The sequence below is a fragment of the Streptomyces polyrhachis genome, from assembly GCF_042663125.1.
Taxonomy (GTDB): domain Bacteria; phylum Actinomycetota; class Actinomycetes; order Streptomycetales; family Streptomycetaceae; genus Streptomyces; species Streptomyces polyrhachii.
On sequence record NZ_JBHSZO010000005.1, the window covers coordinates 140,457 to 154,469 of the forward strand.

Genomic DNA, 14,013 nt, shown 5'->3' on the forward strand with positions numbered 1-14,013 from the left:
TACGGGAGTTCGGTTCCGTAGGGACGGGGACGGTCTCGAACGGATGCGCAGGACCGGAGGGGCGTGTGGCGCTCTTGCCCACGCCCCTCCCCCGTTGCCATGCTCCGCCTGTCAGTTGACGCTTCGTCGAACGGGGGTATGGATATGCACCCACAGAAACTACGGGGCCGTCGGTGGGCGGCCCCCCTGGTAGCCGCCGCGCTGGCCGCCGCCGGACTGCTGGCGCCGGGCGCCAGCGCGCACGCCGGTACGAGTGCGGCCACCGAGCGCAGCGGTGAGGACTTCAGCCTGGTCGGCATCTCCTGGCCGGCCGCCACCGGCACCCTCGGCGGTGTGGCCCAGGTCCGCACCCGCGCTGCCGGGAGTGGCAGCTGGTCGCAGTGGCGCGAGCTGGAGGTGGCGCCGCTGCAGGTCGAGGAGGGTGCGGCGGCCAGGAAGCGCCGCACGACGGAGCCGCTGTGGACGGGACCGTCCACCGCCGTCCAGGCCCGGGTCCTGCACGCGGACGGCACGGTCGCCGAACTGCCCGCCAAGGCGCGCCTGGAGCTGGTCTCCCCCGGCGCGGCCCCGAAGCCGACCACCCGCTCGCCCTACGTCGCCCCCGTCCCGCGCACGCTGGCCACCACCGGCGTACCGCAGCCCGCGGTCCGCTCCCGGGCGAGCTGGGGCGCGGACGAGTCGCTGCGCGCGGACCCGCCGGAGTACGGCACCAGCGCCAAGGCGGTCTTCGTCCACCACACGGTCGACAGCAACAGCTACAGCTGCGACGACGCGCCGGCCATCATCCGCTCCATCTACCGCTACCACGTGCTGACCAACGGCTGGAACGACATCGGCTACAACTTCCTGGTCGACAAGTGCGGCCGGATCTACGAGGGCCGCTGGGGCGGCATCGCCAAGCCGGTGACCGGCGCGCACACGCTGGGCTTCAACGCCAACACCTCCAGCGTCGCGGTGATCGGCAACTACTCCACCGCCTCCGCCTCCGAGAAGGCCGTCGCCGCGATCAGCCGGATCTCCGGCTGGAAGCTCGGGCTCTCGGGCGTGAAGTCGACCAGCAAGGTCTCGCTGGTCGCGGGGGTCAGCAACGGGACGTACGACAAGGGCGAGACGGCGTACGTCTACCGGCTCAGCGCCCACCGCAACGTCTACGCGACCGCCTGCCCGGGCGACAAGCTGTACGCCAGGATGAGCACGCTGCGTACGTACGCGGCCGACTCGGCCGCCCCGTACTTCAGCACCGGGCCGTGGTGGTGGGCGCGCAAGGGCACCGTGCAGAACGACTACGTGCCCGTCCAGCTCTACTGGAACGCCAAGGACGAGACCGGGGTGCGCTACACGGCCGCCACCTCGCCGCGGGAGGAGTACTTCAGCCCCTCGACGACCTCCTGGAACACCGGGGTCAAGCCCGGCGTGTCGACCAACTGGACGATGAAGGCGGTCGACTGGGTCAACCACGCCACGTACCGGTCGCAGGCGCACACCGGGCTGATCCTCCAGGAGACGGCGGCGGCCCGGACGGGCAGCTGGAGCGGCAAGTCGAGCAGCAGCTACCTCGGGGGCGGCTCGCTGACGTCGTCCACCGCCGGTTCGACGCTCTCGTGGACCTTCGAGGGCCGCTCGGTGGCCTGGGTCGCCTCGCAGGCCTCGGGCTCCGGGCAGGTGGAGATCTACCTGGACGGGGTCAAGAAGGCGACCGTGGACCTGCGTTCGTCCACGGTGAAGTACCGCCAGGCGCTCTGGGCGGCGCGCTGGGGCGGTGAGCCGAGCACCCACAAGCTCACCATCAAGGTGGTGGGCACCGCGGGCCGCCCGACGATCACGACGGACGGCATCACGGTCGTACGGTGAGACCGCGCGGCCGCCCCTGAGGGACGGGCGGGTCGGGCCCCTCTCCCCGGACCGGGAAGAGGGGCCCTCGTCATGCGGGGGTGCGGCTCACTCGTCGGAGAAGACCTCGCCCTTCTCTGCCTTGGCCACCAGCAGCGCCGGCGGCTCGAAGCGCTCGCCGTAGACCGCCGCCAGCTCGCGGGCCCGGGCGACGAAGCCGGGCAGGCCGCCCTCGTAGCCGTTCATGTACTGCATGATGCCGCCGGTCCAGGCGGGGAAGCCGATGCCGAAGATCGAGCCGATGTTGGCGTCCGCCACCGACATCAGCACGCCCTCCTCGAACAGCCGCACGGTGTCGAGGGCTTCGGAGAAGAGCATGCGCTCCTGCATGTCCCGCATCGGCAGGGTGGTGCGGCCCGCGCCGAAGTGCTCGCGCAGCCCCGGCCACAGGCCCGCGCGCTTGCCGTCGACGTAGTCGTAGAAGCCGGCGCCGCCGCTGCGGCCGGTGCGGCCGAACTCGTCGATCATCCGGTCCATCATGGCTTCCGCCGGGTGCACCGGCCAGGTGCCGCCCTCCGCCTCGATCGCCTTGCGGGTCTCGTTGCGGATCTTCCGCGGCAGGGTGAGGGTCAGCTCGTCCAGCAGGGAGAGCACCTTGGCCGGGTAGCCGGCCTGGGCCGCCGCCTGCTCGACGGAGGCGGGCTCGACCCCCTCGGCGAGCAGGGCGACGCCCTCGCTGATGAAGTGGCCGATGACGCGCGAGGTGAAGAAGCCGCGCGAGTCGTTGACCACGATGGGCGTCTTGCTGATCTGGAGCACCAGGTCGAAGGCGCGGGCGAGCGCCTCGTCGCCGGTGCTGCCGCCGCGGATGATCTCCACCAGCGGCATCTTGTCCACCGGGGAGAAGAAGTGCAGGCCGATGAAGTCCTCCTGGCGCCGCACCCCCTCGGCGAGCACGGAGATGGGCAGCGTGGAGGTGTTGGAGCACAGCAGCGCGTCGGGCGCGACGATGTCCTCGATCTCCTGGAAGACCTTGTGCTTGAGCGCCGGGTCCTCGAAGACCGCCTCGATCACCACGTCGCAGCCGGCCAGGTCCTGCGGGTCCGCGGTCGCGGTGATGCGGCCCAGCAGCGCGTCGCGCTTCTCCTGGGTCGTACGGCCCCGGGCGAGCGCCTTGTCGAGGATCCCGGCGGAGTACGCCTTGCCCTTGTCGGCGGCCTCCTGCGTGACGTCCTTCAGGACCACCTCGATGCCGGCGCGGGCGCAGGTGTACGCGATGCCGGCGCCCATCATGCCGGCGCCCAGGACGGCGACCTTCGCGGCCTTGCGGCGCTCGATGCCCTCGGGGCGGCTGCGGCCGGCGTTGATGGCGCTCAGGTCGAAGAAGAACGCCTGGGTCATGTTCTTCGCGATCTGGCCGGTGGCCAGCTCGGTGAAGTAGCGCGCCTCGATGACCTGCGCGGTCTCGAAGTCGACCTGGGAGCCCTCGACGGCCGCGGCCATGATCAGGCGCGGGGCGATGTACGGGGCGCCGCCGGTCTGCTTGCGCAGGTTGGCCGGGTAGGCCGGCAGCATCGAGGCGAACTTGGGCTGGGCCGGGGTGCCGCCGGGGATGCGGTAGCCGGGGGCGTCCCAGGGCTGCTGGGACTCGGGGTTGGCGTCGATGAAGGCGCGGGCCTTGGCCAGCAGCTCCTCGCGGTCGGCGGCCAGTTCGTGCACCAGGCCGTCGGCCAGGGCGCGCTTGGGGGCGAACTGGGTGCCCTGGAGCAGCACCTTCATCAGGGCGTCGGTGATGCCCATCAGGCGCACCGTGCGGGTGACGCCGCCGCCGCCGGGGAGCAGGCCGAGGGTGACCTCGGGCAGGCCGATCTTGTAGCCGGGGGCGTCGAGGGCGATGCGGTGGTGGGAGGCGAGCGCGATCTCGTAACCGCCGCCCAGCGCCGCGCCGTTGATGGCGGCGACGACCGGGACGCCGAGCGTTTCGATGGTGCGCAGGGCGCGCTTGATGCGCAGCGAGTTCTCGAAGATGGCCTCGGCGTGCTCGGGGGTCGCCTGGATGAGCGTCTTGAGGTCCCCGCCGGCGAAGAAGGTCTTCTTGGCGGAGGCGTAGACGACGCCGCGCGGCTTCTCGGCCGCGAGGCGCTCGGCGACGGCCTCCAGCGACTCGACGAAGTCGGCGTTCATGGTGTTGGCGGACTGGTTGGGGTCGTCCAGGACGAGGGTGACCACACCCGTGTCGTCCTGCTCCCAGCGGATGGTGTTCGTAAAGCTCATGCTGCTTCGGCTCCGTAGTGGCGAAGGGACGTGGGAGGGGACGTCGTCAGACGCGCTCGATGACGGTGGCGATGCCCATGCCGCCGCCGACGCACAGGGTGGCGAGGCCGTAGCGCTGGTCGCGGCGCTCCAGCTCGTCGACGAGCGTGCCGATGATCATGGCGCCGGTGGCGCCGAGGGGGTGGCCCAGGGCGATGGCGCCGCCGTTGACGTTGATCTTCTCCATCGGGACGTCCAGGTCGCGGGCGAAGCGCAGCACGACGGCGGCGAACGCCTCGTTGATCTCGACCAGGTCGATGTCGTCCATGGTCAGGCCGGCCTTGGCGAGGGCCTTGCGGGCGGCGGGGGCCGGGCCGGTGAGCATGATGGTCGGCTCGGAGCCGGAGACGGCGGCCGAGACGATCCGGGCGCGCGGGGTGAGGCCGTAGCGCTCGCCGATCTCGCGGGAGCCGATGGCCACCAGGGCGGCGCCGTCGACGATGCCGGAGGAGTTGCCGGCGTGGTGGACGTGGTCGATCTTCTCCACCCAGTGGTACTCCTGCAGCGCCACCGCATCGAAGCCGCCCATGTCGCCGATGTCGGCGAAGGAGGGCTTGAGCCGGGCGAGGGAGTCGGCGGTGGTGCCGGGGCGCATGTGCTCGTCGTGGTCGAGGACGACCAGGCCGTTGCGGTCCTTGACGGGCACGACGGAGCGGGCGAAGCGCCCGTCCTTCCACGCCTCGGCGGCGCGCTCCTGGGAGAGGGCGGCGTACTCGTCGACGTCGCGGCGGGTGAAGCCCTCGATGGTGGCGATGAGGTCGGCGCCGATGCCCTGGGGGACGAAGTTCGTCTCCAGGTTGGTCAGCGGGTCCAGGAACCAGGCGCCGCCGTCGCTGCCCAGCGGCACGCGGGACATGGACTCCACGCCGCCGGCCAGGACCAGGTCCTCCCAGCCCGAACGGACCTTCGCGGCGGCCAGGTTGACCGCTTCCAGGCCGGAGGCGCAGAAGCGGTTCTCCTGGACGCCGGCCACGGTGTCGGGCAGTCCGGCGGCGAGGGCGGCGGTGCGGGCGATGTCGCCGCCCTGGTCGCCGACGGGGCCGACGACGCCCAGGACGATGTCGTCCACGGCGGCCGGGTCCAGGTCGGGGAAGCGGGCGCGGATCTCGTGGATGAGGCCGACGACCAGGTCGATCGGCTTGGTGCCGTGCAGGGCGCCGTTGGCCTTGCCCCGGCCGCGCGGGGTGCGGACCGCGTCGTAGACGTACGCTTCGGTGGTCACGATGTCAGTGCCTCTCAGGAATGCTCGGGACGACTTGGACTGCTGGGACTGCTGGGACTGCTGGGAACGGCTCGGGGGGTCAGGGCAGCAGGGAGCGGCCGATGATCTCCTTCATGATCTCGGTCGTCCCGCCGTAGATGGTCTGGATGCGGCTGTCGACGAAGGCGCGGGCGATCGGGTACTCCATCATGTAGCCGTAGCCGCCGTGCAGTTGCAGGCAGCGGTCGACGACACGCTTCTGCAGCTCGGTGCTCCACCACTTGACCATCGAGGCGTCGACGTGGTCCAGCTCGCCGAGGTTGTGGGCCTCGACGCAGCGGTCGACGTAGGCGCGGGTGACGGCGCACTCGGTCGCCATCTCGGCGATCTCGAAGCGGATGTGCTGGAACTTGGAGATGGGGCGGCCGAACGCCTCGCGCTCCTTGACGTACTCCATGGTCAGCTCCAGCACGTGCTCGGCGGCGGTCATGCCGGCCGTGGCGAGGATGAGCCGCTCCTGGGGGAGGTTGGTGACCAGGTGCATGAAGGCGCCGTGCAGGTCTCCCAGGAGGTTCTCCTTGGGGACCCTGACGTCGGTGAAGGACAACTCGGCGGTGTCCTGGGCGTGCTGGCCGACCTTCTCCAGGTTGCGCCCCCGCTCGAAGCCCGCCATGCCGCGCTCGACGACCAGCAGGCTGAGCCCCTTGGCGCCGCCCTCCTCGGTGGTCTTGGCGACGACGATCACCAGGTCGGCCAGGATGCCGTTGGAGATGAAGGTCTTGGAGCCGTTGAGGAGGAAGTGGTCGCCCCGGTCCTCGGCGGTGGTGCGGATGCCCTGCAGGTCGGAGCCGGCGCCCGGCTCCGTCATCGCGATGGCGGTGATGAGCTCGCCGCTGCAGAAGCCGGGCAGCCAGCGCTGCTTCTGCTCCTCGTCGGCCAGCTTGAACAGGTACGGGCCGATGACCTCGTTGTGCAGGGGCAGGGCGAGTCCGGGGGCGCCCGCCTTGGCCAGCTCGTCACCGATGATCATGCCGTAGCGGAAGTCGGACATCCCGCCGCCGCCGTACTCCTCGGGGGCGGCGATGCCCAGCAGGCCCTGCCGGCCGGCGGCGAGCCAGACCTCGCGCGAGACGATGCCCGCGGTGTTCCACTCCTCGTAGAAGGGGGCGACCTCCTTGGCGATGAAGGTCTTCACCGTCTCGCGGAAGGCCTCGTGTTCGGGCTCGAAGAGGGTTCGCTTCACTGCGGGGTCTCCTTGGTGAGGGCGGGAATGTCCCAGTCGTGGGCCACCTCGGCGCTGTGGGCCCCGGGTCGGGCGGGCGGGCGGCGCAGGGCGGCGGGGGTGCGGGAGAAGCGGGGGGCGGGGGCGGGCTGGGTGAGGCCCTCGTACTCGGTGTACGTGCCGCGCGCCGCCAGATGGGGGTGGGCCGGGGCCTCGCCCAGCGAGAGGACGGGGGCGACGCAGGCGTCGCTGCCCTCGAAGACGGCCGTCCACTCGGCGCGGGTACGGGCCCTGAAGGTGTCGGCGAGCAGGGTGCGCAGCTCGTCCCAGCGGGCGATGTCGTACTGCTCGGGGGCCTTGCCGGCCAGGCCCGCCAGCTCGATGAACTCGGCGTAGAACTGCGGCTCCAGCGCGCCGACGACCATGTGGCCGCCGTCGGAGGTCTCGTAGGTGCCGTAGAACGGGGCGCCGCCGTCCAGGAGGTTGGCGCCGCGCCGGTCCTGCCAGACCCCGGCGGCGGCCATGCCGTGCAGCAGCGCGGTGAGATGGGAGGTGCCGTCCACGATGGCGGCGTCCACCACCTGCCCCTCGCCGGTGGCGCGGGCGTGGTGCAGGGCGGCGAGGAGGCCGACGACGAGGTAGAGCGAGCCGCCGCCGAAGTCGCCCAGGAGGTTGACCGGCAGGACCGGGGCGCCGCCGGCGGGGCCGATCGCGCCGAGGGCGCCGGTGACGGCGATGTACGAGGCGTCGTGGCCGGCCGTACGGGCGAGGGGGCCGTCCTGGCCCCACCCCGTCATCCGGCCGTAGACCAGGCGGGGGTTGCGGGCGCGGCAGTCGGCGGGGCCGATGCCGAGGCGCTCGGCGACACCGGGGCGGTAGCCCTCGATGAGCGCGTCGGCGCGCTCGACGAGGTCCAGGGCGGTGGCGCGGTCCTGCGGGTCCTTCAGGTCCAGCAGCACGGAGCGCTTGTTGCGGTTGGTGACGTCGTGGGCCGGGTCGAGGGTGAGACCCGCGCCGCCGGGGCGGTCCACCCGTACGACGTCGGCGCCGAGGTCCGCCAGCAGCATCGCGGCGAAGGGGCCGGGGCCGATGCCGGCCAGCTCCACCACCCGTACGCCGGCGAGCGGGCCGGTGGGCGCCTGCGCGTCGTCCGCCATCGGAATCCCCCTGTCGTCGCGCGGCGGGCGAGTCGCCCGCCGTGTGTGACACCGATTGTGTAACACCGAAGATGATAAGAACACGTTTCAGTAAACACAAGGGGGGGTCGGTGGTGGTTCGACCCGTGGACACGGGAGTTGGGGCGCAAAGCACCCCGCCGTCGGTACGGACATGAGGGCGGCCGGCGCCCGCCACCGCCGGATACGTCGCGCGGTGGCGGCCACCGGCCGCCCTCTTCCCGTACTGCCGCGTGCTACTCGAGCCGCGCCACGCGGCCCTTCTCCCCCGCCGCCCAGCAGCCCAGGTCGAAGGCGCAGTCGACGGTGTCGTACGAGCCCTGGTCGAAGGGCTGCCAGGTGCGGCCCGCGTCGAAGGTGGCGTCCGTGCCGGTCGGGCCGACCGCCAGCGCGACCGAGGTGCTGTACGGCAGCCAGCTGACCCCGGAGCGGTACGCGGGCGGCGGCTGCGCGGCGGAGGTCCACAGCGCGCCGCCGTCAAGGGTGCGGGCGGCGGCGAGCGGGGAGGGGACGCCGGGCTGGAAGTCGCCGCCCACGGCGAGGCCGTGCGTGCGGTCGCGGAAGGCGGTGGCGAAGACGCCGGCCGCGGGGCCGGAGGGCAGTTGCGACTCGGCGGCACTCCAGGTGCGGCCGCGGTCGGCGGAGTGCAGGACGCGCGCCGTCGCGCCGCCGCCGGTGGCGATCCAGGCGTCCGAGCCGCCGGCGCTGGTGAGGCACTGGCCGCTGGCCGCGAAGGCGAACTCGCCGGGGAGCGCCTCGGGCATGCCCGCGTCGGGCAGCACCGCCCAGCTGCGGCCGCCGTCGGAGGTGGCGAGCAGGCGGAACCTGCCGTCGACGGGGTCGCTGAGCGCCAGTCCGTTGTCCGCGTCGAAGAAGGTCATGCAGTCGTAGAACGCGGCGGGGTGGTCGTTGCGGAAGGTCTCCGTCCAGGTCTGCCCGCCGTCCTGGGTGCGGTAGACGCGCGAGTCCTCCCCCTCGCCGATGGAGAGGGCGACGGCGCGCCGCGCGTCGAATGCCTCGATGTCGCGGAACTGGAGGTCGGCCGTGCCGGGCGGTCCCACGCTCGCCCAGCTGCGGCCGCCGTCGACCGTGCGCAGTACGGTGCCGGCCGAGCCGGAGGCCCAGGCGGTGCTGCGGCTCACCGCGGACAGGCCGCGCAGCCGCGCGGTGCTCCCGGTGTCCTTGAGCGACCACTCCTTCCCGTGCAGCCGGCCGATCGGCTCGGCCTGGACCGCGGCGGCCGGCAGTCCCGCGGTGAGGGCCGCCGCGCAGAGCGCGACAACGGCCGTACGCCTCAGAGTTCCCTGCAGTGTCATGGGGCAGGAAGCTAGCAGCCGCCGGGCCGTCTGGGGAGGGCGCGACCGTCCGCCGCGGGGAGGTCCCGCCCGGCCGCGGGGTTGTCACAGGGGACGGCTACTCTCCTGCCATGACGTCACCCGGCACCGCATCCGGCACCACTGAGGCCCGTACCGCCCAGGACCCCGCCCTCGACGAGGACGGGGCGGCTGCCGCGCCGACCCCCCTGCGGGCGGGCGAGGCGGTCGCCGGGGCCGGCGCCCGCCGGCTCAGCCCCCGCCAGGCGCGCCGCATCCGGGCGCTCACGGCCACGGTGGCGCTGGTCGCGGTCGGGATCGCGATGGTGCTGCAGCTCAGGAGCCAGCCCTCGCTGGTGACCCTGGGGCTGTACGGGGCGGCGCTGACGATCTCCGGCACGGCGATCATGCTGAGCCGGATAGGCCGCACCCGCGTGGCCATGGCGGTGCTGTCGCTGGCCGTGCTGCTGGTCGGGGTGGTCGATCCCGCGCTGCGGTGATCACCGGGCCGTCCCGGTCCGTTTCCCCGCCGAGGGGGGATGCTTGAAGCGGGGACATGTTCGAATCCACGGGGGGATTCATGGCACGGGTAAAAGGAATGACCGCGTCCGCTGCGGTGGTGGTCGCGGCGCTGGCCGCCGTCGCGCTGTTCGCGGTGCTGCAGGGCCGGGACGGCGCACAGGGCCGCAGGCCGCCGGTGCCGGGCGTCTCCTCGCCCGCGCCGTCGCCCAGCGCGCCCACGCAGCAGGCCCGCCCCGCCCGGCCGGGTCCGGTGCTCGCGGTGAAGATAGACAACGCCTCACCGGCCCGTCCCCATACGGGACTTGACGCGGCGGACGTCGTCTACGTCGAGCGGGTCGAGGCCGGGCTGACGCGCTTCATGGCCGTCTACTCCTCGCGCTTCCCGGAGGTCGTCGGCCCGGTGCGCAGTGCCCGGGAGACGGACCTGGAGCTGCTGCGGCAGTTCGATGATCCGGTGCTGGCCTACTCGGGCTCGCAGAGCAGACTCAAGCCCCTGATCCGGGCGGCCCCCCTGCGCGCCCTCTCCGCGGACGACCACCCGGAGCTGTACTTCCGCGGCGCCGCGCGGCCCATCCCGCACAACCTCTACCTGCGGCCGAAGCGGGTGCTGGAGCGGGCGCCGGAGCTGGCCACCGCCCAGCACCTGGGCTTCGAGCGCGGGCCCGCCCCCGCGGGCGGTGCGCCCGCCGCCCGGCGCACCGCGCGCTTCCCGCAGGCGCGCTACGACTTCGACTGGTCGGCGCAGCAAGGCCGTTGGCTGGTGTCGATGGACGGGCGCCCCGGCCTGCTGGCGGACGGCGGGCGGCTGGCGCCGGCGGCGGTGATCCTGCAGGAGGTCGAGATCCGCCAGGGCGCCTTCGGCGACCGCTGGGGCAACAACTCGCCGTTCACGGCGACGGTCGGCTCCGGCGGCGCGACGGTGCTGCGCGACGGCAGGGCGTACGAGGCGCGGTGGAGCCGTCCCGCCGCGGCGGATCCGACGGAGTTCACCACGGCGTCCGGCGGGGCGATGGCCTTCCCCGAGGGGCAGATATGGGTGGTGTACATACCCCGGAGGTGAGGGTGAAGTCGGCGGTCGGCGGGCGGGGTTCGGGGGCTCGCCCGCCGTTCGGTCCGCCGTGCGCCGCTCAGTCCGCCGTGCGGGCCCGGCTGGGCTGGACGCGCTTGGGCTCGCCCGCCATCTTCGGGTGGTCCGGCGGATAGGGCAGGTCGCCCAGTCCGCGGTCCCTCTCGTCGCGCTCGGCCAGCTCCAGCAGCCCTTCCAGGCCGGATGCCTGCTCGGCCATCCCGGCCCAGAGGTCGCCGAGTTCGGCGAAACGGGCGGGCATCGTACGCAGGTCGAAGTCGCGCGGCTCCACCTCGTCCACCTCCTCCCAGCGCAGCGGCGCCGAGACGGGGGCGTGGGGGGCGGGGCGTACGGAGTAGGCGGAGGCCATGGTGCGGTCGCGGGCGGTCTGGTTGTAGTCCAGGAAGATCCTCTCGCCGCGCTCCTCCTTCCACCACGCGGTCGTCACCCGCTGCGGCATCCGCCGCTCCAGCTCGCGCGCGGCGGCGATGGCCGCGCGCCGGACCTCGACGAAGGTCCAGCGCGGCTCGATGGGGGCGAAGACGTGCAGTCCCCGGCCGCCGGAGGTCTTCGGCCGGGCCCGTAGCCCCGACTCGGCGAGCAGCGCGCGCAGTTCGTGCGCGACGCGGGCCGCGTCGCGGAAGTCGGTGCCGGGCTGGGGGTCGAGGTCCAGGCGCAGTTCGTCGGGGTGGTCGGTGTCGGTGGCGCGTACGGGCCAGGGGTGGAAGGTCAGCGTGCCGTACTGCACGGCCCAGATGACGGCCGCGAGCTCGGTGGGGCACAGCTCGTCGGCGTGCCGCCCGCTGGGGAAGACGATGCGGGCGGTGGGGATCCAGTCGGGGGTGTTCTTCGGCGCGTGCTTCTGGAAGAACGACTCCCCCGCCACGCCGTCCGGGTAGCGCTGCAGGGTGGTGGGCCGGTCCCGCAGGGCGCGCAGGATGCCGTCGCCGACGGCGAGGTAGTAGCGCGCGAGGTCGAGCTTGGTGTAGCCCTCCTCGGGAAAGAAGACCTTGCCAGGACTCGACAGCCGGACCGTCCGCCCGCCTGCCTGAAGCTCCACCGCCGCACTCATGGTGCCCACGGTAGGTCGCTCCGTCCCGTATCGCCGCATAATCGGCGTATGGACCTGCCGGTGATGCCCCCCGTGAAGCCGATGCTGGCCAAGACCGCCGGGAAGATCCCGCCGGGCATGCAGTACGAGGCCAAATGGGACGGCTTCCGCGCGATCGTCTACCGCGACGGCGGGGAGCTGGAGATCGGCAGCCGGACGGGCAAGCCGCTGACGCGCTACCTGCCCGAGCTGGTCGAGGCGCTGAAGGCCAACCTCCCGGAGCGGATCGTCCTCGACGGCGAGATCGTGATCGTGCGCGACGGCCGGCTGGACTTCGACGCCATGGCCGAGCGCATCCACCCGGCGGCCTCCCGGGTGCGCCGTCTCGCCGAGACCACGCCCGCCAGCTTCATCGCCTTCGACCTGCTGGCGCTGGGGGACGACTCGCTGATGGACTCCCCGCTCGTCGAGCGGCGCGCAACCCTGGAGCAGGCGCTCGCAAAGGCCGCGCCGCCGGTGTACCTCGCGCCCGCGACGCGGGACGCGCAGGTGGCGCGGGGCTGGTTCGAGCAGTACGAGGGCGCGGGCCTGGACGGTGTGGTCGCCAAGCCGCTGGACCTGCTCTACCGGCCGAACGAACGCCTGATGACGAAGGTCAAGCACGAGCGGACGGCGGACGTGGTCCTGGCCGGCTTCCGCTGGCACAAGAGCGGCCCGGTGCTCGGCTCGATGCTGCTGGGCCTCTACGACAAGGAGGGTGTGCTGCAGCACGTGGGCGTCTGCGCCGCCTTCCCCATGAAGCGCCGCGAGGAACTGGTCGCCGAGCTGGAGCCGCTGCGGATGGACTCGGTGGCCGGCCACCCCTGGGCGCACTGGGCGCGGGAGGAGGCGCACGAGTCGGCGCGGCTGCAGGGCGCGCCGAGCCGCTGGAGCGGGGGCAGGGACCTCTCCTGGGCGCCGCTGCGCCCGGAGCGCGTGCTGGAGGTGGCGTACGACCACCTGGAGAACGGCAGCCGCTTCCGGCACACCGCCCAGTGGCGCCGCTGGCGCCCGGACCGCACACCGGAGAGCTGCACGTACGAGCAGGTGGAGGAGCCGGTGGGCTACGACCTGGCGGAGGTGCTGGGCGGCGGGGGCTGACCGGGCCGACCGCGCCCGCGAGCGCGCCGCGAGCGGCTACGGCGCGGGGCGGTCGCCGCGCTCGGGGGTCCGCTCTGCCAGGAGGCGCCACAGCAGGTCGGTGAGCTGGGTGCGCTCCGACGTGTCCAGCGGCGCCAGCAGCTCCCGCTGCACGGCCGCCAGCCGCTCGTCCAGGACCCCCAGCCGCTCGCGGCCGCTCGCGGTGAGCGTGATGACGTTGCGCCGCCGGTCCACCGGGTCCGCGGTGCGCTCGACGCAGCCGTCCGCCACCAGCGCGTTGACCGCGGCGACCACGTCGCTGCGGTCGATGCGGCAGCGGCGCCCCAGCTCCGCCTGGCTGGACGGCCCGAACTCCGCCAGCGCCGCGAGCAGCGGGTACCAGTACGGCTTGGCCCCGGCGGCGCCGAACGCCTCGTGCGAGAGGCGGCCGGCCTGTACGGCGAGCTCCTTGAGCAGCCAGCTGGTCTTGGCGGTCAGCCGCTCGGGAACCTGGTCTGGGCTCGGATTCATGGCACCACTCTAACAATCGTTGGCAATACCAACGATATGCGCCATCGTAGGTACCACCAACGATCCAGGAGGAGATCCCCGATACGGGCCTCCTCCGCCGATCGGGTGGATCAGCGGGGGGAGGGAATGCCGGCGGAGGTCGGGAGCGTTTTCCCGTCATGCCACTCACAGGTGAATACGAGCCCGGTTCCTGGGACTGGGCCGCGAAGCAGGCGCAGCTGATCGAGAGCTCCGGCGGGACCAAGGGCACCTCGCTGCAGGGAATGCCGGTCGTGCTGCTCACGACGGTCGGCGCGAAGAGCGGGAAGCTCCGCAAGAACCCGCTGATGCGCGTGGAACACGACGGGGAGTACGCGATCGTCGGCTCCAAGGGCGGCGATCCGGCTCATCCGGCCTGGTACCACAACGTGCTCGCCGAGCCCCATGTGGAGCTGCAGGACGGCCCGGTGAAGAAGGACTACCGGGCGCGGCAGGTCACCGGGGACGAGCGGGCCCGCTGGTGGGACCGGGCGGTGGAGGCGTTCCCGACGTACGCGGAGTACGAGAAGAAGACCGACCGCGAGATCCCGGTGTTCGTACTGACGGAGTTCACCCCCGAGGACTCCTGACGGATCCAGCGCGGTCGGCGCGGGGCGGGGAGGACCGCCCTGCCGCCGCACCGCCGCGTCAG

12 protein-coding genes are annotated in these 14,013 nt (G+C 72.8%); 5 read left to right on the top strand and 7 right to left on the bottom strand.

What is annotated here, in order from left to right; all coding sequences use genetic code 11:
• The first annotated feature begins 138 nt into the window (after positions 1-138).
• A complete protein-coding gene (locus ACFQLX_RS05040; RefSeq protein WP_386412350.1) occupies positions 139-1,851 on the top strand; it encodes a peptidoglycan recognition protein family protein in 1,713 nt (570 codons plus the stop codon).
• 87 nt (positions 1,852-1,938) lie between these two features.
• On the opposite strand, the gene ACFQLX_RS05045 is transcribed toward ACFQLX_RS05040, so the two are convergent.
• The 5 genes from ACFQLX_RS05045 to ACFQLX_RS05065 all read right to left on the bottom strand — a co-directional run bounded on the left by ACFQLX_RS05045 (position 1,939) and on the right by ACFQLX_RS05065 (position 9,057).
• Positions 1,939-4,104 (bottom strand): 3-hydroxyacyl-CoA dehydrogenase NAD-binding domain-containing protein, encoded by a 2,166-nt coding sequence (locus ACFQLX_RS05045; protein WP_386412353.1) that lies wholly within the window; start codon positions 4,102-4,104, stop codon positions 1,939-1,941.
• Positions 4,105-4,150: 46 nt separating this feature from the next.
• The gene (locus ACFQLX_RS05050; protein WP_386412355.1) at positions 4,151-5,365 is read right to left on the bottom strand and encodes an acetyl-CoA C-acetyltransferase; all 1,215 of its coding nucleotides are present in this window, start codon (positions 5,363-5,365) and stop codon (positions 4,151-4,153) included.
• Positions 5,366-5,444: 79 nt separating this feature from the next.
• Positions 5,445-6,587, bottom strand: a complete 1,143-nt coding sequence (locus tag ACFQLX_RS05055) for an acyl-CoA dehydrogenase family protein (RefSeq protein WP_386412358.1) — start codon at positions 6,585-6,587, stop codon at positions 5,445-5,447.
• On the bottom strand, positions 6,584-7,723 hold the full coding sequence (locus ACFQLX_RS05060) for a CaiB/BaiF CoA transferase family protein (RefSeq protein ID WP_386412361.1): 1,140 nt from the start codon (positions 7,721-7,723) through the stop codon (positions 6,584-6,586). The genes ACFQLX_RS05055 and ACFQLX_RS05060 overlap by 4 nt, the downstream gene beginning before the upstream one ends.
• Positions 7,724-7,977: 254 nt before the next feature.
• The gene (locus ACFQLX_RS05065) at positions 7,978-9,057 is read right to left on the bottom strand and encodes a WD40/YVTN/BNR-like repeat-containing protein (RefSeq protein WP_386412362.1); all 1,080 of its coding nucleotides are present in this window, start codon (positions 9,055-9,057) and stop codon (positions 7,978-7,980) included.
• A 110-nt stretch (positions 9,058-9,167) separates the two neighbouring features.
• Between ACFQLX_RS05065 and ACFQLX_RS05070 the strand changes: the two genes are divergently transcribed.
• Positions 9,168-9,554, top strand: a complete 387-nt coding sequence (locus ACFQLX_RS05070) for a hypothetical protein (protein WP_386412365.1) — start codon at positions 9,168-9,170, stop codon at positions 9,552-9,554.
• A gap of 98 nt (positions 9,555-9,652) precedes the next feature.
• The gene (locus ACFQLX_RS05075) at positions 9,653-10,636 is read left to right on the top strand and encodes a DUF3048 domain-containing protein (RefSeq protein ID WP_386412368.1); all 984 of its coding nucleotides are present in this window, start codon (positions 9,653-9,655) and stop codon (positions 10,634-10,636) included.
• 67 nt (positions 10,637-10,703) lie between these two features.
• On the opposite strand, the gene ligD is transcribed toward ACFQLX_RS05075, so the two are convergent.
• Complete coding sequence (ligD, locus tag ACFQLX_RS05080) at positions 10,704-11,714, bottom strand: non-homologous end-joining DNA ligase (RefSeq protein ID WP_386412491.1); 1,011 nt, start codon at positions 11,712-11,714, stop codon at positions 10,704-10,706.
• A gap of 48 nt (positions 11,715-11,762) precedes the next feature.
• On the opposite strand from ligD, the gene ACFQLX_RS05085 reads away from it, so the two are divergent.
• Positions 11,763-12,833 carry an ATP-dependent DNA ligase gene (locus tag ACFQLX_RS05085; protein ID WP_386412370.1) on the top strand — a complete coding sequence of 357 codons (1,071 nt, stop codon included), beginning with the start codon at positions 11,763-11,765 and terminating at the stop codon, positions 12,831-12,833.
• Positions 12,834-12,869: 36 nt separating this feature from the next.
• On the opposite strand, the gene ACFQLX_RS05090 is transcribed toward ACFQLX_RS05085, so the two are convergent.
• A complete protein-coding gene (locus ACFQLX_RS05090) occupies positions 12,870-13,343 on the bottom strand; it encodes a MarR family winged helix-turn-helix transcriptional regulator (protein WP_386412372.1) in 474 nt (157 codons plus the stop codon).
• A gap of 158 nt (positions 13,344-13,501) precedes the next feature.
• Between ACFQLX_RS05090 and ACFQLX_RS05095 the strand changes: the two genes are divergently transcribed.
• Positions 13,502-13,951 carry a nitroreductase family deazaflavin-dependent oxidoreductase gene (locus ACFQLX_RS05095; protein WP_386412375.1) on the top strand — a complete coding sequence of 150 codons (450 nt, stop codon included), beginning with the start codon at positions 13,502-13,504 and terminating at the stop codon, positions 13,949-13,951.
• Positions 13,952-14,013: the final 62 nt, after the last annotated feature.

Bases quoted from the DNA above. Each gene is read 5' to 3' on its own strand.
- ACFQLX_RS05090 (WP_386412372.1), bottom strand. From the start codon at position 13,343: ATGAATCCGAGCCCAGACCAGGTTCCCGAGCGGCTGACCGCCAAGACC.
- ACFQLX_RS05065 (WP_386412362.1), bottom strand. From the start codon at position 9,057: ATGACACTGCAGGGAACTCTGAGGCGTACGGCCGTTGTCGCGCTCTGC.
- ACFQLX_RS05075 (WP_386412368.1), top strand. From the start codon at position 9,653: ATGACCGCGTCCGCTGCGGTGGTGGTCGCGGCGCTGGCCGCCGTCGCG.
- ligD (WP_386412491.1), bottom strand. From the start codon at position 11,714: ATGAGTGCGGCGGTGGAGCTTCAGGCAGGCGGGCGGACGGTCCGGCTG.
- ACFQLX_RS05045 (WP_386412353.1), bottom strand. From the start codon at position 4,104: ATGAGCTTTACGAACACCATCCGCTGGGAGCAGGACGACACGGGTGTG.
- ACFQLX_RS05060 (WP_386412361.1), bottom strand. From the start codon at position 7,723: ATGGCGGACGACGCGCAGGCGCCCACCGGCCCGCTCGCCGGCGTACGG.
- ACFQLX_RS05095 (WP_386412375.1), top strand. From the start codon at position 13,502: ATGCCACTCACAGGTGAATACGAGCCCGGTTCCTGGGACTGGGCCGCG.
- ACFQLX_RS05070 (WP_386412365.1), top strand. From the start codon at position 9,168: ATGACGTCACCCGGCACCGCATCCGGCACCACTGAGGCCCGTACCGCC.
- ACFQLX_RS05040 (WP_386412350.1), top strand. From the start codon at position 139: ATGGATATGCACCCACAGAAACTACGGGGCCGTCGGTGGGCGGCCCCC.
- ACFQLX_RS05085 (WP_386412370.1), top strand. From the start codon at position 11,763: ATGGACCTGCCGGTGATGCCCCCCGTGAAGCCGATGCTGGCCAAGACC.